Annotated in this window: 20 protein-coding genes and 1 tRNA gene; 11 read left to right on the top strand and 10 right to left on the bottom strand. The window is 65.4% G+C overall.

The window, feature by feature from the left end:
* The first annotated feature begins 133 nt into the window (after positions 1–133).
* Entirely contained in the window at positions 134–1,045 is a 912-nt protein-coding gene (locus RIdsm_RS10210) for a pirin family protein (RefSeq protein ID WP_057813490.1), read from the top strand.
* Between the two features lie 36 nt (positions 1,046–1,081).
* Here RIdsm_RS10210 and RIdsm_RS10205 read toward each other — a convergent pair whose 3' ends face one another.
* Positions 1,082–1,687, bottom strand: coding sequence for a TetR/AcrR family transcriptional regulator (locus RIdsm_RS10205; protein ID WP_217625291.1), 606 nt, complete (start codon positions 1,685–1,687; stop codon positions 1,082–1,084).
* Between the two features lie 73 nt (positions 1,688–1,760).
* Between RIdsm_RS10205 and RIdsm_RS10200 the strand changes: the two genes are divergently transcribed.
* The gene (locus tag RIdsm_RS10200; protein ID WP_057813492.1) at positions 1,761–2,294 is read left to right on the top strand and encodes a redoxin domain-containing protein; all 534 of its coding nucleotides are present in this window, start codon (positions 1,761–1,763) and stop codon (positions 2,292–2,294) included.
* An 11-nt stretch (positions 2,295–2,305) separates the two neighbouring features.
* Entirely contained in the window at positions 2,306–2,704 is a 399-nt protein-coding gene (locus tag RIdsm_RS10195) for a nuclear transport factor 2 family protein (RefSeq protein WP_057813495.1), read from the top strand.
* A gap of 42 nt (positions 2,705–2,746) precedes the next feature.
* Here the strand turns inward: RIdsm_RS10195 and RIdsm_RS30085 are convergent, their stop codons facing one another.
* Positions 2,747–2,854 carry an LPXTG cell wall anchor domain-containing protein gene (locus RIdsm_RS30085; protein ID WP_160325804.1) on the bottom strand — a complete coding sequence of 36 codons (108 nt, stop codon included), beginning with the start codon at positions 2,852–2,854 and terminating at the stop codon, positions 2,747–2,749.
* A 498-nt stretch (positions 2,855–3,352) separates the two neighbouring features.
* Here RIdsm_RS30085 and RIdsm_RS10185 point away from each other — a divergent pair, with 498 nt between their 5' ends.
* Positions 3,353–4,165 carry an RNA ligase family protein gene (locus RIdsm_RS10185; RefSeq protein WP_057813496.1) on the top strand — a complete coding sequence of 271 codons (813 nt, stop codon included), beginning with the start codon at positions 3,353–3,355 and terminating at the stop codon, positions 4,163–4,165.
* Positions 4,166–4,169: 4 nt separating this feature from the next.
* Entirely contained in the window at positions 4,170–5,303 is a 1,134-nt protein-coding gene (locus RIdsm_RS10180) for an AAA family ATPase (protein WP_236553178.1), read from the top strand.
* Positions 5,304–5,430: 127 nt separating this feature from the next.
* On the opposite strand, the gene RIdsm_RS10175 is transcribed toward RIdsm_RS10180, so the two are convergent.
* From RIdsm_RS10175 to RIdsm_RS10165, 3 genes are all read right to left on the bottom strand, one after another.
* Complete coding sequence (locus RIdsm_RS10175) at positions 5,431–5,745, bottom strand: hypothetical protein (protein ID WP_144435870.1); 315 nt, start codon at positions 5,743–5,745, stop codon at positions 5,431–5,433.
* 426 nt (positions 5,746–6,171) lie between these two features.
* Positions 6,172–6,495: a c-type cytochrome gene (locus RIdsm_RS10170; RefSeq protein ID WP_082647263.1), complete on the bottom strand. Its 324-nt coding sequence runs from the start codon at positions 6,493–6,495 to the stop codon at positions 6,172–6,174.
* An 82-nt stretch (positions 6,496–6,577) separates the two neighbouring features.
* On the bottom strand, positions 6,578–7,168 hold the full coding sequence (locus RIdsm_RS10165) for a TetR/AcrR family transcriptional regulator (RefSeq protein ID WP_057813503.1): 591 nt from the start codon (positions 7,166–7,168) through the stop codon (positions 6,578–6,580).
* A 103-nt stretch (positions 7,169–7,271) separates the two neighbouring features.
* Here RIdsm_RS10165 and RIdsm_RS10160 point away from each other — a divergent pair, with 103 nt between their 5' ends.
* Positions 7,272–7,601: a hypothetical protein gene (locus RIdsm_RS10160; protein ID WP_057813505.1), complete on the top strand. Its 330-nt coding sequence runs from the start codon at positions 7,272–7,274 to the stop codon at positions 7,599–7,601.
* A 6-nt stretch (positions 7,602–7,607) separates the two neighbouring features.
* On the opposite strand, the gene RIdsm_RS10155 is transcribed toward RIdsm_RS10160, so the two are convergent.
* The 3 genes from RIdsm_RS10155 to nthA are packed head-to-tail and all read right to left on the bottom strand — an operon-like array spanning position 7,608 to position 9,230.
* Positions 7,608–7,943: a nitrile hydratase accessory protein gene (locus tag RIdsm_RS10155; RefSeq protein ID WP_217625290.1), complete on the bottom strand. Its 336-nt coding sequence runs from the start codon at positions 7,941–7,943 to the stop codon at positions 7,608–7,610.
* 1 nt (position 7,944) lies between these two features.
* On the bottom strand, positions 7,945–8,583 hold the full coding sequence (locus tag RIdsm_RS10150; protein ID WP_057813509.1) for an SH3-like domain-containing protein: 639 nt from the start codon (positions 8,581–8,583) through the stop codon (positions 7,945–7,947).
* Positions 8,583–9,230, bottom strand: coding sequence for a nitrile hydratase subunit alpha (gene nthA / locus RIdsm_RS10145; RefSeq protein ID WP_057813511.1), 648 nt, complete (start codon positions 9,228–9,230; stop codon positions 8,583–8,585). Before nthA ends, RIdsm_RS10150 begins: the two co-directional genes overlap by 1 nt.
* A 220-nt stretch (positions 9,231–9,450) precedes the next feature.
* Between nthA and RIdsm_RS10140 the strand changes: the two genes are divergently transcribed.
* From RIdsm_RS10140 to RIdsm_RS10125, 5 genes are all read left to right on the top strand, one after another.
* On the top strand, positions 9,451–10,737 hold the full coding sequence (locus tag RIdsm_RS10140) for a homoserine dehydrogenase (RefSeq protein WP_057813513.1): 1,287 nt from the start codon (positions 9,451–9,453) through the stop codon (positions 10,735–10,737).
* Positions 10,738–10,824: 87 nt separating this feature from the next.
* Positions 10,825–11,787: a class II fructose-bisphosphatase gene (glpX, locus tag RIdsm_RS10135; RefSeq protein ID WP_057813515.1), complete on the top strand. Its 963-nt coding sequence runs from the start codon at positions 10,825–10,827 to the stop codon at positions 11,785–11,787.
* Between the two features lie 7 nt (positions 11,788–11,794).
* Positions 11,795–11,944, top strand: a complete 150-nt coding sequence (locus tag RIdsm_RS30080; protein WP_160325805.1) for a cysteine hydrolase family protein — start codon at positions 11,795–11,797, stop codon at positions 11,942–11,944.
* Complete coding sequence (recJ, locus tag RIdsm_RS10130; RefSeq protein ID WP_057813517.1) at positions 11,941–13,683, top strand: single-stranded-DNA-specific exonuclease RecJ; 1,743 nt, start codon at positions 11,941–11,943, stop codon at positions 13,681–13,683. Before RIdsm_RS30080 ends, recJ begins: the two co-directional genes overlap by 4 nt.
* A 213-nt stretch (positions 13,684–13,896) precedes the next feature.
* Positions 13,897–13,971, top strand: a tRNA-Glu gene (locus tag RIdsm_RS10125).
* 656 nt (positions 13,972–14,627) lie between these two features.
* Here RIdsm_RS10125 and RIdsm_RS10120 read toward each other — a convergent pair.
* Both RIdsm_RS10120 and RIdsm_RS10115 read right to left on the bottom strand, forming a co-directional pair.
* On the bottom strand, positions 14,628–15,137 hold the full coding sequence (locus tag RIdsm_RS10120) for a hypothetical protein (RefSeq protein ID WP_074940072.1): 510 nt from the start codon (positions 15,135–15,137) through the stop codon (positions 14,628–14,630).
* A complete protein-coding gene (locus RIdsm_RS10115) occupies positions 15,137–16,225 on the bottom strand; it encodes a phage portal family protein (protein WP_057813519.1) in 1,089 nt (362 codons plus the stop codon). The genes RIdsm_RS10120 and RIdsm_RS10115 overlap by 1 nt, the downstream gene beginning before the upstream one ends.
* Position 16,226: the final 1 nt, after the last annotated feature.

Genomic DNA, 16,226 nt, shown 5'->3' with positions numbered 1-16,226 from the left:
CTACCCGGTTCGCGGCCGCCGCGCGAGAGGGTTTTGCGCATCCACGCACAAATGCCCTTCCCGAACCGGCCATGCCGCCCTCTGGCGCGGGCTGCCAAACTCTCTACATCTACACGGAAAGGAGGACCATCCCATGTCCATCAGACCGATCCTCGAACAACGCCCCGCGCAACCCACCATGGAAGGCGCCGGCGTCCACCTGCACCGCGCCTTCGGGTTCCAGGACCCGTCCGAGCTCGACCCGTTCCTGCTCTTCGACGATTTCCGCAACGAGCGGCCCGAGCATTACGCCCAGGGCTTCCCGTGGCACCCCCACCGGGGCATCGAAACCATCACCTATGTCCTGTCGGGCACGGTCGAGCACGGCGACTCGCTGGGCAACACCGGCACGCTGGGCGCGGGCGACGTGCAATGGATGACCGCCGGATCGGGCATCATGCACCAGGAGATGCCCAAGGGGAACCCGCAGGGCCAGATGCACGGCTTCCAGCTCTGGGCCAACCTGCCCTCCTCGCTCAAGATGACCGCGCCGCGGTATCAGGACGTGAAAGGCGGCGAGATCCCCGAAGTGACCGACGATGACGGCACCACCGTGCGCGTCGTGGTGGGCAGCTTCTGGGGCAAGACCGGCCCGGTCGACGGCATCGCCGCCGATCCGCAGTATCTCGACATCTCGGTGCCGGCGGGCGTGAAGAAGACCTTCAAGGTCGACACCTACCGCCGCAGCTTCGCCTATGTCTTCGAAGGCTCCGCGGCCTTCGCCGACGCCTCGGCCCCCTCGGGCGTGCTCCTTGAAAAGGAAGTCGGCGGGCAGGAGGTGAACATCCGCGACATGTCGGGCAACCGGACGCTCATCCGCTTCGGCACCGGCGACGAGATCACCGTGCAGGCGGGCGACGAGGGTGTGCGCTTCCTGCTGGTCTCCGGCGCGCCGATCCAGGAGCCGGTGGCCTGGCACGGGCCGATCGTGATGAACACCCGCGACGAGCTGATGACCGCCATGAGCGAATTGCGCAACGGCACCTTCATCAAGCCCGCCCACTGACGCAATACCCCGGGCCGCGCATCGCCGCGGCCCGGCTCACGCCAGCAACAACGCCACCCGCGCGTCGAGATCCCGCATCAGCTCCTCCCGCGCCACCCCGGCGCGGCCCCGGAACATGTAGCCCTGCCTTATATCGAACAGCAGCGCCGCCCGCTCTTCTGACGGGAACCCCTCCGGCAGCGTCCCCGTCTCCACCTCCCGCTCGAACCGCGCCGTCAGCCGGGCCTGCGCCTCGGCAATCGCCGCCTGCAACCGCTCCGACACGCCGTCGACCTGCCCCGCGGTCGTCGCAACGCTCGAGGCCAGGAAACACCCCTTCGCCCCGCTCTCGTGCCCGGTGGCGGAATCGATGATTTCGACCAGGAACGCGCGGATCGCCGCCGCGATATCCTCCTCCGCCTCGAAGGCCACCAGGGGCGCACAGCCCTCGGCCTCGCGGTAATGGTCGATGGTCTTGAGATACAGCTCACGCTTGTCGCCGAAGGCCGCGTAAAGGCTCGGGCCGGTGATCCCCATCGCCCCCTTCAGGTCGCGCAGCGACGCCCCGTCATAGCCCATCGTCCAGAAGACATGCATCGCCTGCCTCAGCGCCGCGTCATAGTCGAAGCTGCGCGGCCGCCCTAATTTTTTTGTATCGTTCAATATATAATCCTTGACCCGCCCGGTGGCGCCCGACATATTTGTACCGTTCGATATATAAAGCGAAAGGCTCCCCATGACCACCCCGAAACTCGCCGCCGGATCTGTGTTTCCGGCGATCGACCTTCCCGTGCTCTCCGGCGGCACGCGCAGCCTCGCCAAACCCCGCGACGGCTTCGACTGGCAGCTCACCATCGTCTACCGCGGCAAGCACTGCCCGCTCTGCACCACCTACCTGAAGGAGCTGAACGACCGCCTGCCCGACTTCACGGCCCAGGGCACCGACGTGCTCGCCGTCTCGGCCGATACCGCGGCCCGCGCGGCGGCCCACATGGAGGAGGTCGCGCCGCAATTCGACGTGGCCTACGGGCTCACCATCCCGCAGATGCAGCAACTCGGCCTGTACATCTCGGGCCTCGAGAACGGCCGCGACGTGGAAGCCCCATTCGCCGAACCCGGCCTCTTCGTCATCGACGATTCAGGCCTCCTCCAGATCACCGACATCTCCAACGTCCCCTTCGCCCGCCCCGACCTCGCATGGATCGCCAAGGGCATCGGCTTCCGCCGCGGCGCCTTTTCCAACACCCCCATCAACGGTACCCACGCCTGAAAGGACATGCCATGACCCAGCCCACTGAAACCACCCTCCGCGCCCGGCTCGACGAGCTCATGCAGGCCGGCGTGCGCGCCGACATGGCCACGCTCGACACCATCTACCATGACGATATCGAGGTGATGGACCTCGGCATCGACGGCCGCCTGGTGACCCTGCAAAAACGGGACTTCATGGCGCTGCTGCAAAAGACCTTCCGCGACAGGACACCCGAGGATCACCTCTGGTTCAACCTCCACCGCCTCACCGTCACCGGCAATCGCGGCCACGTGCTGATCTCCCGCAAGATCCCTGTCGGCGGGCCGAAGATGATGATCGACCTCAGCATCGACTTCGTCTTCGAGGACGGCCGCTGGCAGGTGACCCGCGAGGTGAATTTCAGCCGCCCCGACGCGGACGCGGCCTGACCCTGCTCACGAAAGGGGCCGGCCCTTCCACGGGCCGCCCCCTCACGTCTTCCGCCGCACCACGTAAAGCAGCACCAGCCCGACCACCGCCATCCCGATCAGCGTCAGCCAGATATCCACCCCCGTCTGGGTCCAGTGCCCGAAGACCATGCCGCACCTCCCTTTCCGCGCCCCCTGCCCGGTCCGAAATACCCACCCGGCACCATGAGCGCACCCGGAATTTTCGAAAATTCCAGGATAGAAAATGCGCATTTTCTATCCCGTTTTCCGCGCGGAAAACGGCGCCCGCAGGTACCGGCGCTCAAGACAATAAAAAGAAGCACTGCCCCTCCCGCCCTTTGCATGTCGTGGTGCAACTCGTGGTCAAGCGCCTTGCGGGCCTGACGCTATGTCCGACAAGGCGTCCCGAAGAAATCTCCGGGACGTCTCCGCGCCAACGGTCGGCTTGGCGGACGAAGCGGACATTAAAGCATTCCCGTTGAAGGTCCGCTGTTGAGTTTTCTCAACCCCGGCGGTAACTAGCGAAGCCGTCTCAACCCCGAACCCCACGGATATACGATGTAATCGCTGCGCACATGTTTGAACCAACACCCTGGTAAATCCTGCCGGGTGGTTTTGTGCGTTTATACGAAACATCGTGAGACAATCATGAAAATTATAAAATACCCGCGTACGCGGCACATTGAGGGTTCGCGCCTTCAAGTGGGCGATATGGCGGACGACAAACCAATAAAGGAGCTTTCGGGCCAAGTCCTTGTCGTTGAAGAGAAGCTCGACGGCGCCAACTCTGCTGTGTCGTTCGACGCCAATGGCACCTTGCTGATTCAAAGCCGGGGGCACTACCTGACCGGTGGAGGTCGGGAACGGCACTTTGCCCTGCTAAAGACTTGGGCGGCCGCCCATGCGCACGTCCTGCACCCTGTGTTGGGTCATCGCTTCGTCATGTATGGCGAGTGGATGTATGCCAAACATACTGTTTTCTATGACAGGCTTCCCCACTACTTCATGGAGTTTGACGTGCTGGACCGAACCAACGGTGTGTTCCTCAGCACGGCGGCCCGTCAGGAATTGTTGACCGGATTGCCGATCATGCCCGTACCGGTCGTCCATACAGGAGAAATCAGGTCTGTCGACCAGCTTGTCGGCCTGACCCGGCCATCCCCTTACAAATCCTCTGAGTGGCGTGATGCCTTGATCGTGGCAGCAGAGCGGTCGGGCAGCCGTTCTGACAAGGTTGACCAGCAAACCGAGGACAGCGACCTTGCAGAAGGGCTTTACCTGAAACAGGAGAGTGCGGATCACGTTGAAGACCGTTTCAAGTTCGTCCGAGCAGATTTCTTACAGGCGATTGAAGCAGCTGATGGGCATTGGCATGACCGTCCGATCCTCCCGAACGGGCTCGCCGACGGTGTTGACATTTTTGCACCCACATTGGGCTTGGATGGAGCCTATGATGCGTAAGTCCATGAAACCCACCGTCACACATGACCACCTGCTGGCTTTGGTTCCTGCCGACCCGGCCTGGAAGGTGGACTGGGCCGAGATTTGGTCGCTCTGGCCGGAACTTGCCATACTCGACACCTGTCCGCAGGATCCGATCCACCACGCCGAAGGTGACGTCGGTAAGCACACGCGGATGGTTGTCGAGGCGCTGGTGGCTGATCCAGACTGGCAAGGGCTGCCCATTGTGGATCGGGCCAATCTCTTCTGGGCCGCCGTGCTGCATGATGTGGGTAAACCTGCTGTGACGAAGCATCAAGATGATGGGCGGGTATCTTCCCGTGGTCATTCACGGATCGGGGCCTCCATCGCGCGGGAGTTGCTTTGGCATGCAGGATCCCCATTTGCATGGCGGGAAGACCTTTGTGGGATCATTGCCCACCACCAACTACCGTTTTGGCTCATCGAACGGCCCGACCCCATACGCATGGACATCGAAACATCGTGGCGTTGTCGGACGGATCATCTGTACCTGCATGCCAAGGCCGACGCATTGGGTCGTACATGCGAGGACCAGCAGGCCATTCTGGAGAACATCAGCCTCGCCGCATTGACGTTCCAGGAGGCCGATTGTTGGGCGCGTAGGTTCGCTTTCGCCAACGATGAAAGCCGTGTCGCCTACTTCGAACTGGAAGACCGTGATCCGCATTATGCGGCTCATGAGGCGTTCCCATGCACCGTCACGGTGATGTCTGGCCTGCCTGGTGCCGGGAAGGACACCTGGATCACCAAGCACCGCCCTGAGCATCCGGTCGTCAGCCTCGATCTGATCCGAGACGAACTTGGTGTCTCGGCAACTGACAACCAAGGCCAAGTGATCCAAGCAGCACATGAAAGGGCCAGAGAGCACATGCGAGCCGGACGGGACTTTGTTTGGAATGCAACGAATGTGACGCGGCAGAACCGATCAAAGATATTGCGGCTTCTGCGGGACTACGGTGCCCGGATCGAGCTCATCTACGTCGAAGTCAGCCCAGATCGACTGCTTCGGCAGAATCGGAGCCGGCCGGATGCTGTACCCGACGCCGCGATAGATCACCTGTCAAAGAAGCTGGAACCGCCGCAGATTTGGGAAGCTCACAAAGTTACCTGGACATAGCGCCGTCGCGCGCATGCACACATTGGCGCAGCGCGTGGCATTCGTCACCCTGGGCTCGGAGTGGACATGGCGCTCCGAGCCCTTGGCCCAATTTGCACCACGACATGCAAAGGGCTGGACTGTCCAGCTATCCGGCAGTGGCTCGTATCAGCACCATCACGCCGAAAAAGAACCCCACGAGGCCCACGCTCGCCCCGGCCCAGATCAGGCCGCTTTCCCGGTGTACCCGGTAAATCCGTCCCCACTTCCCGATCAGGAGACCGGACAGGATCACCCAGAAGAGGGTATACACCCCGACGGGCGGCCCCTCCCAGATCCCGAAGGCAAAGTACAGGCCGAACACCACGGCGCTGAAGACCGCCACCGTCAGGACGACCGCGACCGCCGAGCACAGGAGCATCTTGCGGAAGCCGAATTCCGCATAGAGGTCTACTTCGCTCATCCTCACGGCATCGGAAAGTCGAAACTCGCTCATCAGGCCACCATGCCCCCTGTCAGTGCCGGCGTCTCGACCAGCCTCCCATCTTCAGGCCGCCGAGTCGAGGATGCGTTTCTCGGTCACGCGCGGCGGCTCATCCCGCACCGCTGCGACACCGGACCGGCGCGCGCACCGCCGACGCCCCTGTTGCGCGGCCCTCAACATCTCGGGCCCCGCCGCACCGCGCGCCACATTAACCCGCCCCGGCACCGAAAATCGCACCGACGAAATACCGACGTTATACCGACGCGATACCGACACGGGGTTTCCCCGCTTTTTCAGGGCATTAACCCCGATTCGCCCCCCGGCTCTGGGCCCCCTCGTTAACACTTTCAGACACCCGGCCTCTCCGTGAAGGCGACACTCGAACCTCCCCTCCCCGGCCGCCGCTCACTCTTCCAGCGTCTCCAGCGACAGGATGTATTCCACCACGTTCCACAACCGCGTCTGGTTGATGAACATGGCGTATTTCGGCATGATCGTATTGTGGTCCGGCTGCATGATCTTCATCCGGATGATCTCGGGGTCCATGTAGACCGCAATCGCCCGGAAACTCGGCGGGTAGGATTTGAACTTGCCCCCTGGTTCGATGTCGTGACAGCGGGCGCAATATTCCTCGGCGATCTTCCGGCCTTCGAGGATGTCCGCCTCCTGCGCCATGGCGGCGGGGGCCAGCAAAACAAGGCCCAGGGCGAGTGTTGCGAGTGGTTTCATGGATCAGGCTCCCTGCAAGACAGTTGGCAGGGGCACTATCGCGCCGGGCTGACCTGGCGTCATTGATCGGTGTCAATCCCGCTCAGGAACTCACCGCCTTGCGCACCATGTCCCAGTAGATGTCCTGCACCTCCGCCAGCGACAGCCGCCCGCCCTCGCGGAACCAGGTGTTCACCCCGTTCAGCATGGCAATCAGCGCCATTGCCGCAACCCGCGTGTCGGCGATGGTGAACACCCCCTCGTCGACCCCGCGTTTCAGGATGTCCACCAGCCGCCCCTCGTAAGCCCGGCGCAGCTTCTCGATCACCTCGAAATTCTCGTCGCTGAGATTGCGCAACTCCATGTAGGCAATGAATACTTCCTCCGGCCGCTCGGTGTGGAAGTTGATGTGAAACCGGGTGAAATCCCGCAGCGCCGCAAAGGGCTCGGGTTGCCCCGCCTGCGCCTCTTCCTGCGCCGCCAGAAGCTCCTCAAGATGGGTCTGCATCAGGTCGAACAGCAGCGTCTGCTTGTCCGGCGTGTAATTGTACAGCGCCCCCGCCTGCACCCCCACCTCGCCCGCGATCTGGCGCATGGAAACGGCCGCAAATCCGTGCCGCGCAAAGAGTTTCAGCGCCGCTTCGCGCACCTTGGGGCCGGTGATCCCGGAATGAGAGCCTTGGGTTCTTGCCATGCGGCCAGCATAATTGAACGAGTGTTCAGATCAACGCCCGACTTGCCCTCCCCACTGCAAAAGTGGCAAGTAGGCTACAGTGCCACATCCGGAGACCGCGCCGATGCCCCTGCGCTCCACCCTTGCGTTCTGCGCCGCCGCGCTGGTGGCAGGCTGCAGCACCTTTCCGCAGCTCGACGCCGTGGTCAGCGACGAGGCCTGGGCGTCGGACTATCCCGCCCTTGTCCCGGCCGAAACCCTGCGCGCCCGCGCCGCGGCCCGCGCACCCTCGGGCGCCGCCATGCCGCTCGACGCCGCCTCCCCCGCACCCGAGATCGATGCCCGCGCCGCAAGGCTCAAGGCCCGCGCCGCCGGCCTCAGGGGCGAGGTGATCGGCGAGGCCGACAAGGACCGGTTGAACCAGAAAGTCGAGATCGAGGACGACGAGGGCTGAGCCCGGCTAGCCTTTCAGGGCAACCGGCTGGCCGTGGGGCGTGCTCAGGTAGGCCTGCCTCCAGTCGCTCTCGCGCCGGGTCACATCCTCCGTCCCGGCCATCCGCGCCTCATCGAGCATCCGCTCCAACACGCCCAGAAACGCGGCATAATACGTCTCGTCCGTATCCGGCGCCCCCTCGGCGGACCGGCGGTCAAGCTCCGCACCCAACGCCCGCGACCACTCTGCCGCATCAAGCTTCCCGTCGGCGACAAGCACCTCCACGACGGCCGTCACCTGCGCATGCCACTGCTCCGCAAAGGCAGGTTGGCCCGCGCGTTCACGCCGCGCGGCAGGGCTCATGTCAGGCCGGCTCAAGGTAGCTGTCCCACATGTCGATCAACAGGCTGTCGTCGCTGCCCGCCGCCTCGGGCCAGAGCCCGGCCATCGGAAACCGCACGACATAGGTCTGCTCCTTGCGCAAAAGGCCTTTCGCGGACTCGTCCGGCAGGGCCTGCGCGCCGATCACGCTGTCGATCACCCCGGCCCGGCCCCGGACATATCCGACCATGCGGGTGTGCATGCTGCCCACGTCCCGGCGGCAAACTACAGCATCGCCGGGCCCGAACCGCGGCTTTTCACCGGCAACCGTCTCGACCGGCGCCGCATTGCCATAGCTGAAATCCCGCGCATCCGCCCGGCCCGCCGTGAACTCGGAAACCTCGGCGATCCCCTCGTCGACCGCCGTTGTCATCATCCCGAGGATCCACTTCTCGAAATAATCCATCCGCAGGTAGAGGTCGGGCGGCAACCGCTCGAGCACGTGCCGATACCAGTCCAGCGTCCAGCCCGTCTGATCCTCGCTCAGCTTGTCCATCGACATCATCGCCAGCGCCCAGACCCGGGCCTTCCATTCCTCCGCGAACAAGGCCGCGTCATCTTCCGAAACGTTCGGCAAGGGCCCGAAGCCCTGCGTGCCGCCAAGGTCGTGAACCGTATCCATCACGCCGCCCCCCGTGCCGGAGAAAGATCGCGCACCGTCCCGATCATGGAGTTCCGCGTGACCAGACCGGCCAATTCCTCTTCCGACCAGCCTTCGGTGCCAGCGGGGCGCTCGGGCACGACCATGTAGCGCCGGTCCGAGGTGGAATCCCAGACCTTGAGCTCCACGCCCTCCGGCAGGACGGTTCCGAACTCGGCCAGAACGCCGCGCGGGTCCCTGACGGCGCGGGCCCTGTACTCGGTCGATTTGTACCACGACGGCGACATGCCCAGAATGCCCAGCGGATAGCAGGAGCAGAGCGTGCAAACGATCAGGTTGTGGGTTGCGGGCGTGTTGAACACCGCCACGATCGGGTAGCCATCGGCGATGCCGGGTATGACCTCCGAGAAGGCCGCGGGCGTGTCGGCGGCAAGGCGGTCGGCAAAGCCCGCGTCGCTCCAGGCCCTGGCGATCACCCTGGCGCCGTTCATCGGCCCCACGTTTTCCGAATAGTCGTCGAGCCATTTGTCGACGGCATCCTCGGCCAGAAAGCCCTTTTCGACGAGAACGGTTTCCAGCGCCTTCAGGCGAAGCGCCGGTTCCGGCGGCAGGTGGCTGTGCAACTCGCGATGCAGCTTCGCGACCTTGTCGGAGTCATGTGAACTCAAAACGCGTCTCCCCTGAGAAAAAGAGGATCTCGCGGCATCCGGCGACGGACACCGCATGACCGTCGGAATGGTCACCGAGGGTAGACCGTTCTTCGATTCGAGTCACCTTCGACGCCCCCGGCGGCCCGCCCCTCCCGTACAAAACCCGCGTTGCAAGCCCCGCCCCGAGCGTTTACACGCCTCTGAAAGACCCTTCCGCGAAGTTATTTCGGAGCGCCCCATGACCACTCCCCTGCGCCTTGGCATCGCCGGGCTTGGCACCGTCGGCACCGGTGTCGTCAAGATCGTCCGCCAGAAGGCCAAGCTGATCGAGGCCCGCGCAGGCCGCCCGGTGACCATCTCCGCCGTCTCGGCCCGCACCCGCGACAAGGACCGGGGCGTGAACCTCTCCGATTACGCCTGGGAAGACGACCCCGTGGCGCTGGCCTCCCGCGACGATGTCGACCTTTTCGTCGAACTGATGGGCGGCAGCGACGGCCCGGCCAAGGCCGCCACCGAAGCCGCGCTGTCCGCGGGCAAGGACGTGGTCACCGCCAACAAGGCCATGCTCGCCCATCACGGGCAGGCGCTGGCGGAAATGGCCGAGGCGAACGGCGCCGTGCTGCGCTTCGAAGCGGCCGTCGCGGGTGGCATCCCCGTCGTGAAGTCGCTGACCGAGGGACTGGCCGGCAACGAGATCACCCGCGTCATGGGCGTGATGAACGGCACCTGCAACTACATCCTGACCCGGATGCAATCTGGCGGGCTGCCCTATGACGAGGTCTTCGAAGAGGCCGACAAGCTGGGCTTTCTCGAGGCCGATCCGACGCTCGACGTGGGCGGGATCGACGCCGGTCACAAGCTGGCGCTGCTGTCGGCCATCGCCTTCGGCGCGCAGGTCAATTTCGACGCGGTCGAGCTGGAAGGCATCGAACGTGTCACCATCACCGATATCCGCCATGCCGACGACCTCGGCTACCGCATCAAGCTTCTGGGCGTCGCCCAGATGACCGGCCGCGGGCTGGAACAGCGCATGTCGCCCTGTCTCGTGCCCAAGCGCAGCCCGCTGGGCCAGCTCGAGGGCGGCACCAACATGGTGGTGCTCGAAGGCGACCAGGTGCAGCAGATCGTCCTGCGCGGCCCCGGCGCGGGCGAGGGCCCCACCGCCAGCGCGGTGATGGGCGACGTCATCGACATCGCCCGCGGCTTCCGCTGCACCACCTTCGGCGTGCCCGCCGCGATGCTGACCGAGGCCACCCCGGCCAAGACGGCGACGCCCGCGCCCTATTATCTGCGCATGGCGCTCGACGACAAACCCGGCGCGCTCGCCAAGGTGGCGACCGCGCTCGGCAATGCCGGCATCTCGATCGACCGGATGCGCCAGACCAAGCACAAGGACAACACCGCCCCCGTGCTGATCGTCACCCACCGCACCACCCGCAGCGCCCTCGACGAGGCGCTCGACGCCATGAGCCGGCTCGACGTCATCGCGCATCAGCCCGTCGCCCTGCGCATCGAATCCGTCTAGGGGCGGCGCTCCGGCTCTTGTGCCGGCGTCACCCCGTCGCTAATGCTGTTGGCCGACCCGTCCGGCCAATTTTCTCAAGGAGTTTTCATGTCCGACGCTGCGCAATTCGACGACACCATCCTGTCGCTCGCCCTCGCCCGGGTTTCGGAACAGGCCGCGCTGGCCTGCCGCCCGCTCATCGGCCGCGGTGACGAGAAAGCCGCCGACCAGGCCGCCGTCAACGCCATGCGCGAGGAGCTGGGCAAGCTCGACATCGCCGGCGTCGTGGTGATCGGCGAAGGCGAACGCGACGAGGCGCCGATGCTCTATATCGGCGAGGAAGTGGGCACCGGCAACGGCCCCGGCGTCGACATCGCGCTCGACCCGCTCGAAGGCACCACCATCACCGCCAAGGCCATGCCCAACGCGCTGACCGTCATCTCGATGGCCCCGCGCGGCACCATGCTGCACGCACCGGATGTCTACATGGACAAGCTCGCCGTCGGCCCCGGCTACCCCAAGGACGTCGTCTCGCTCGACATGAGCCCTCGGGAACGGGTCGAGGCGCTGGCAAAGGCCAAGGGCTGCGCCCCCGGAGACATCACCGTCTGCGTGCTCGAACGCCCCCGCCACCAGGATGCCATCGCCGAGCTCCGCGAAGTCGGCGCCTCGGTCTACCTGATCGGCGATGGCGACGTGGCGGGCGTGATGCACTGCACCGATCCGGAAACCACCGGCATCGACATGTACATGGGTTCGGGCGGCGCGCCCGAGGGCGTGCTGGCGGCGGGCGCCCTCAAATGCCTCGGCGGCCAGATCTGGGGCCGGCTCCTCTTCCGCAACGACGATGAAAAGGGCCGCGCCGCAAAGGCCGGGATCACCGATCTCGACCGCGTCTATTCCCGCGATGAAATGGTCACCGCCGACGTGATCTTCGCCGCCACCGGCGTGACCACCGGCTCGCTCGTCGCTGGCCTCAAGCCGCGCGGCGACAGCATCGAGACCGAAACCCTGCTGCTCAGGTCCAGGACCGGGGAACGCCGCCGGATGACCTGCCGCCACCCGCTTTGACCGGGCCATGCCGGCGGCACTGATCCTGATCGATATCCAGACGGGGTTCGACAACGCGGCGTGGGGCGAGCGCACCGCCCCCGCCGCCGAAGACACCGCCGGCGCGCTGCTCACCGCGTGGCGCGCCGCTTGCGACATCCTGCAAGGCCACGCATGAGCTTCCTCGGCGTCGAAAGCTCCCTAACCGGCCGCCGCTGGGTCGGCCCCTCGTCCGAGACCGACCGGCTGGCCGAGGCGCTGATGCAGTCTGCCGCCCTGCCCCGCCCGATCTGCCAGACCCTCGCCCGGCTGGGCGTCGCCCCGGAAGAGGCCGCAGGCTATCTCGAACCGAAGCTCCGCGACCTCCTCCCCGACCCGCGCCGCCTCAAGGACATGGAGACCGCCGCGGCCCGTTTCCTCGACGAGGTCCGGCGCAAGGGCAAGATCGCCATCTTCGCCGACTATGACGTCGACGGCGGCGCCTCCGCCGCGCTGCTGATCGACTGGCTGCGCCAGATGGGCCTGCAGGCCACCCTCTACATCCCCGACCGCATCGACGAGGGCTATGGCCCCAACGAGCCCGCCATGGCCGAGCTTGCCGCCAATCACGACCTCATCGTCTGCGTCGACTGCGGCACGCTCAGCCACGATGCCGTCGCCGCGGCCAAGGGCGCCGACGTCATCATCCTCGACCACCACCTGGGCGGCGAAACCCTCCCCGACGCAACCGCCGTGGTGAACCCCAACCGGCAGGACGAACCGGGCGACCTCGGCCATCTCTGCGCCGCCGCCGTCGTCTTCCTGATGTTGGTCGAGGCAGGCCGCCAACTGCGCGAGGCCGGCCAGAAAGGCCCCGACCTGATGGCCATGCTCGACCTCGTGGCGCTGGCCACCGTGGCCGACGTGGCCCCCCTCAAGGGCGTGAACCGCGCCTTCGTGCAGCAGGGCCTCAAGGTCATGGCTGGCCGCCACCGCCCCGGCCTCGTGGCGCTCTCCGACGTCTCCCGCCTCGACAGCGCGCCCACCTCCTATCACCTGGGCTTCGTGCTGGGCCCCCGCGTCAACGCCGGTGGCCGGATCGGCAAGGCCGACCTAGGCGCGCGCCTTCTGGCCTGCGACAACCCGCACGAGGCGCAGGCCATGGCCGACCGCCTCGACCAGCTCAACACCGAGCGGCGCGAGATCGAGACCGCCGTGCGCGACGCCGCCCTCGAACAGGCCGAGGCGCGCGGGCTCGACGCGCCGCTGGTCTGGGCCGCGAAAGACGGCTGGCACCCGGGCGTCGTCGGCATCGTCGCCTCCCGCCTCAAGGAAGCCACCAACCGCCCCGCCATCGTCATCGGTTTCGAAGGCGACGAGGGCAAGGGCTCCGGCCGCTCCGTCTCGGGCGTCGACCTCGGCGCGGCAATCCACCGTCTGGCGGCGGAAGGCCTCCTCATCAAGGGCGGCGGCCACCGAATGGCCGCAGGGCTCACCGTGGCCCGCGATAAGCTGGAAGCAGCGATGGAACGCCTCTCCGAGCTGCTCGAACGTCAGGGCGCCGGCACCGCCGGCCCCCGCGACCTCGCTCTCGACGGAATCCTGATGCCGGGGGCCGCCACGCCCGAACTGGTCAACCAGATCGAAACCGCCGGCCCCTTCGGCGCGGGCGCCCCCGGCCCGCGCTATGCCTTTCCCGACATGCAGATCGGCTTTGCCAAGCGGGTGGGCGCCAACCACCTCAAGCTGCGCTTCGGCGACGGCATGGGCCCCAAGCTCGACGCCATCGCCTTCGGCGCCTACGACACCGAGATCGGCGCCACGCTGGAAGCGCATGGCGGCGCGCGCTTCCATCTCGCCGGGCGGCTCGACCTCAACACCTGGGGCGGCCGGCAGACCGTGCAGCTTCGCCTCGAAGACGCCGCCCGCACCGGCTGACCGCGCCGCGATTCGTCGCGCCAGAGCACCATGCCCGTGCCGCCAACCCACCGCGAACGCGCGATTCACCAGGCTTTAACGCCGGGCCGGCAAAACCTGACCCCACGTTCCCCGAGCCGGGATTGAAACAAGTCGCCGCCGAGCGAAAATTTTGCATTTTGCCTCTTGCGCAGGGTCCGGCTTTTTCATAGGAAACGCCTCACGCCAAGGCATGGCCCGTTCGTCTATCGGTTAGGACGCCAGGTTTTCAACCTGGAAAGAGGGGTTCGATTCCCCTACGGGCTGCCACTTTATCCATCAAACGCATGTTTTTACTGGATAATTTCAAGGGCGCTCGGGCCTTTGTGCCATCCGACATGCCATCTCGAAAATGCACCTCACCCCCCCCTCCGCCAAGTTGGCGGTGCGCGGGGCAGAATGTGCTCTCCCAACTTGCGAAGGCACCCGACCACGATGACCGCCTCGCCGCTATCTGGGGAATTCCCCAGATAGGCCCGCACGCGCGCGGCGCTTCCTTTCGCGGTAGGCCCGTTGGTTGCATCGCGGCGAACAATATATCTGTTCCGGCAAGGGGGTCTCGATCTCGATCCCGCAGACTTTGCACGGGCGCGATTCGGCGCGCCGCCTCGACTTCGCACCGCAGCTAATCGAACAACACCGCTGATCTTTGCCCACCGCCCGAAATTCTTGCCCGCACCATGCGCATTCCCGGCTGCCCGCGTAATAGGGCGGCGGCTCGCAAGCTGTTGAGCAATACCTACGCCGCCGGGTTGCCGTCAGCGGAATAGGTGCGCCGCAACGCAGGCATTTACGCTTTGCCAGTTCCTCGATTCGCGCAGTTGTTTCGGTTTGCCGCCGGTCGGTCTCGATGCAGGCGGCACTACAGAACATTTTATTCGGCCGGCAGGGCCACATGTCCGCGCCGCAGACGACGCAGAGCGCCCTCATGTCATGTTCTTGGTCGCGATCTTTACCACTACATCCTCGCTGCCCTTCCGAAGCTCCGCTATCTGGTGATGATGCGCGTCTGCGCAGAGATTGCTGCAATACTTCTTGTGCCCATCTGGAAGTTGTTTTCCGCATTTGACGCATCGCTCCCTTTCGATCAGCAGGCCCTCGTGTATCACCCAGTCCGGTTGGCCCTCATACCAGGTCGGGCGCACTGCCCGCGCCCGCTTGAACGCCTCGGTCAGCAAGTCACGGGCCAAAAGGTCGGCGGTCTCCCATTGCCATCCCGCAAGGCAAAGGTCCGAACGGATGCCCGCCCGCAATGGCCCTTCCATTCCAAAGAGCGAGCCGGTGTCACCCGCAGCGAAGGCGAGCTTGATGACGCGGGCCAGTTCATCGGCTAGCGCCTCAAACCGTTGCTGTCTGAGACGCCCACGCAGCCGATCGCGCTCACGGCGATCGGCCTTGCGCTTCGCCTTCATCGCGGCGGGACTCATCTTCAGCATTACGCCGCCCCGCCACGCTCATCCCCCCAATCCACAAGCTTGAGCGCCTGCGCCGGATCGACGCCCGCTTCTTTCGCCAAGGCCAACGTCTGCACAATCTGCGCCGCCGCCCGCGCCCGTCCGCCAGCATCGAACGCCTGTAGCGGCCTCATGCAATCCAGATTTACGGCTTGCTGTAATTTGTCTGAGGCTTCCTCCGCGATCATGGCTGCAATCGGTTGTAACACCCATTGGGCAAGGTGACGTTGCGCCTCGCGAACCATAGGCCCGGTCGTGGCCGGTGCCGTCAGCCCCGGCAGGATGCCGAATGCCATGTTGATGCCGTCCCGTGCCGCCGCCAGCGTCTCGCGCGTCATGCTCTTGGACAGGTCCGGGGAAAGGTCGTGCGGTTTCCAGTCTTGGACAGGTGCAGGACCGCCCGCCGCCGCCACATTGACGCTTTCCCTGACCAGCACCTTGCCGTGAGCGCCCCGGAAGCCGCGCGCAATTTGTTCCATGTCCGTTTGCGGCGACTCGGGAAACGGAAGTACCTGACTGCCCAAAGGGGCTATCTCATAGACTTCCGCAAGCGCCGTCTCGACCGCGTTCAACAGCCCCGCCGTTAGTTGCGACCGCTTGAGCGGGGCCGATCCATACCACGGCGCGACAGGATCGCAGCCGATACGAAAATGCAGCACCTCCGCCGCCAGCGCAGTCTCGGTGCGCCCGCCACCGGCCTCGGAAACGGACACGCGGTAGGCCGTGGGCTTCCCGTCTCGGGTGCGCAAGTCCCAATCGGAACACGGGACAAGGCCCGTCTCGCGGATCAGGAATAGCGCCTCGCCCCGCAATGCGAGGGACCGCGCGGCGAGCGTCAGGGACCGCTTATCCAGAAGGTCGGCACCCTCCACGTCCGCCAGCCCGAGACCGCCTTCCCACAAGCTGATACACGACTGCGCGGTTGACGACAGTTCGGCAATGCCCCGCCGCCCAGCGATGTAGCTTTCGCGCGCCGACATGATCTCCGCCGTGAAGCCGCTACCGGCGGCGCGGGTCTCGTCTTTAGGGTGGACGCCCTTCTTAAAGTTCCAGTTGGAAAATGGCCACATG

Source organism: Roseovarius indicus (genome assembly GCF_008728195.1).
Lineage (GTDB): Bacteria > Pseudomonadota > Alphaproteobacteria > Rhodobacterales > Rhodobacteraceae > Roseovarius > Roseovarius indicus.
Note: the sequence above shows the minus strand (reverse complement) of the source record. Positions and strands in the feature narration are given on the sequence as shown.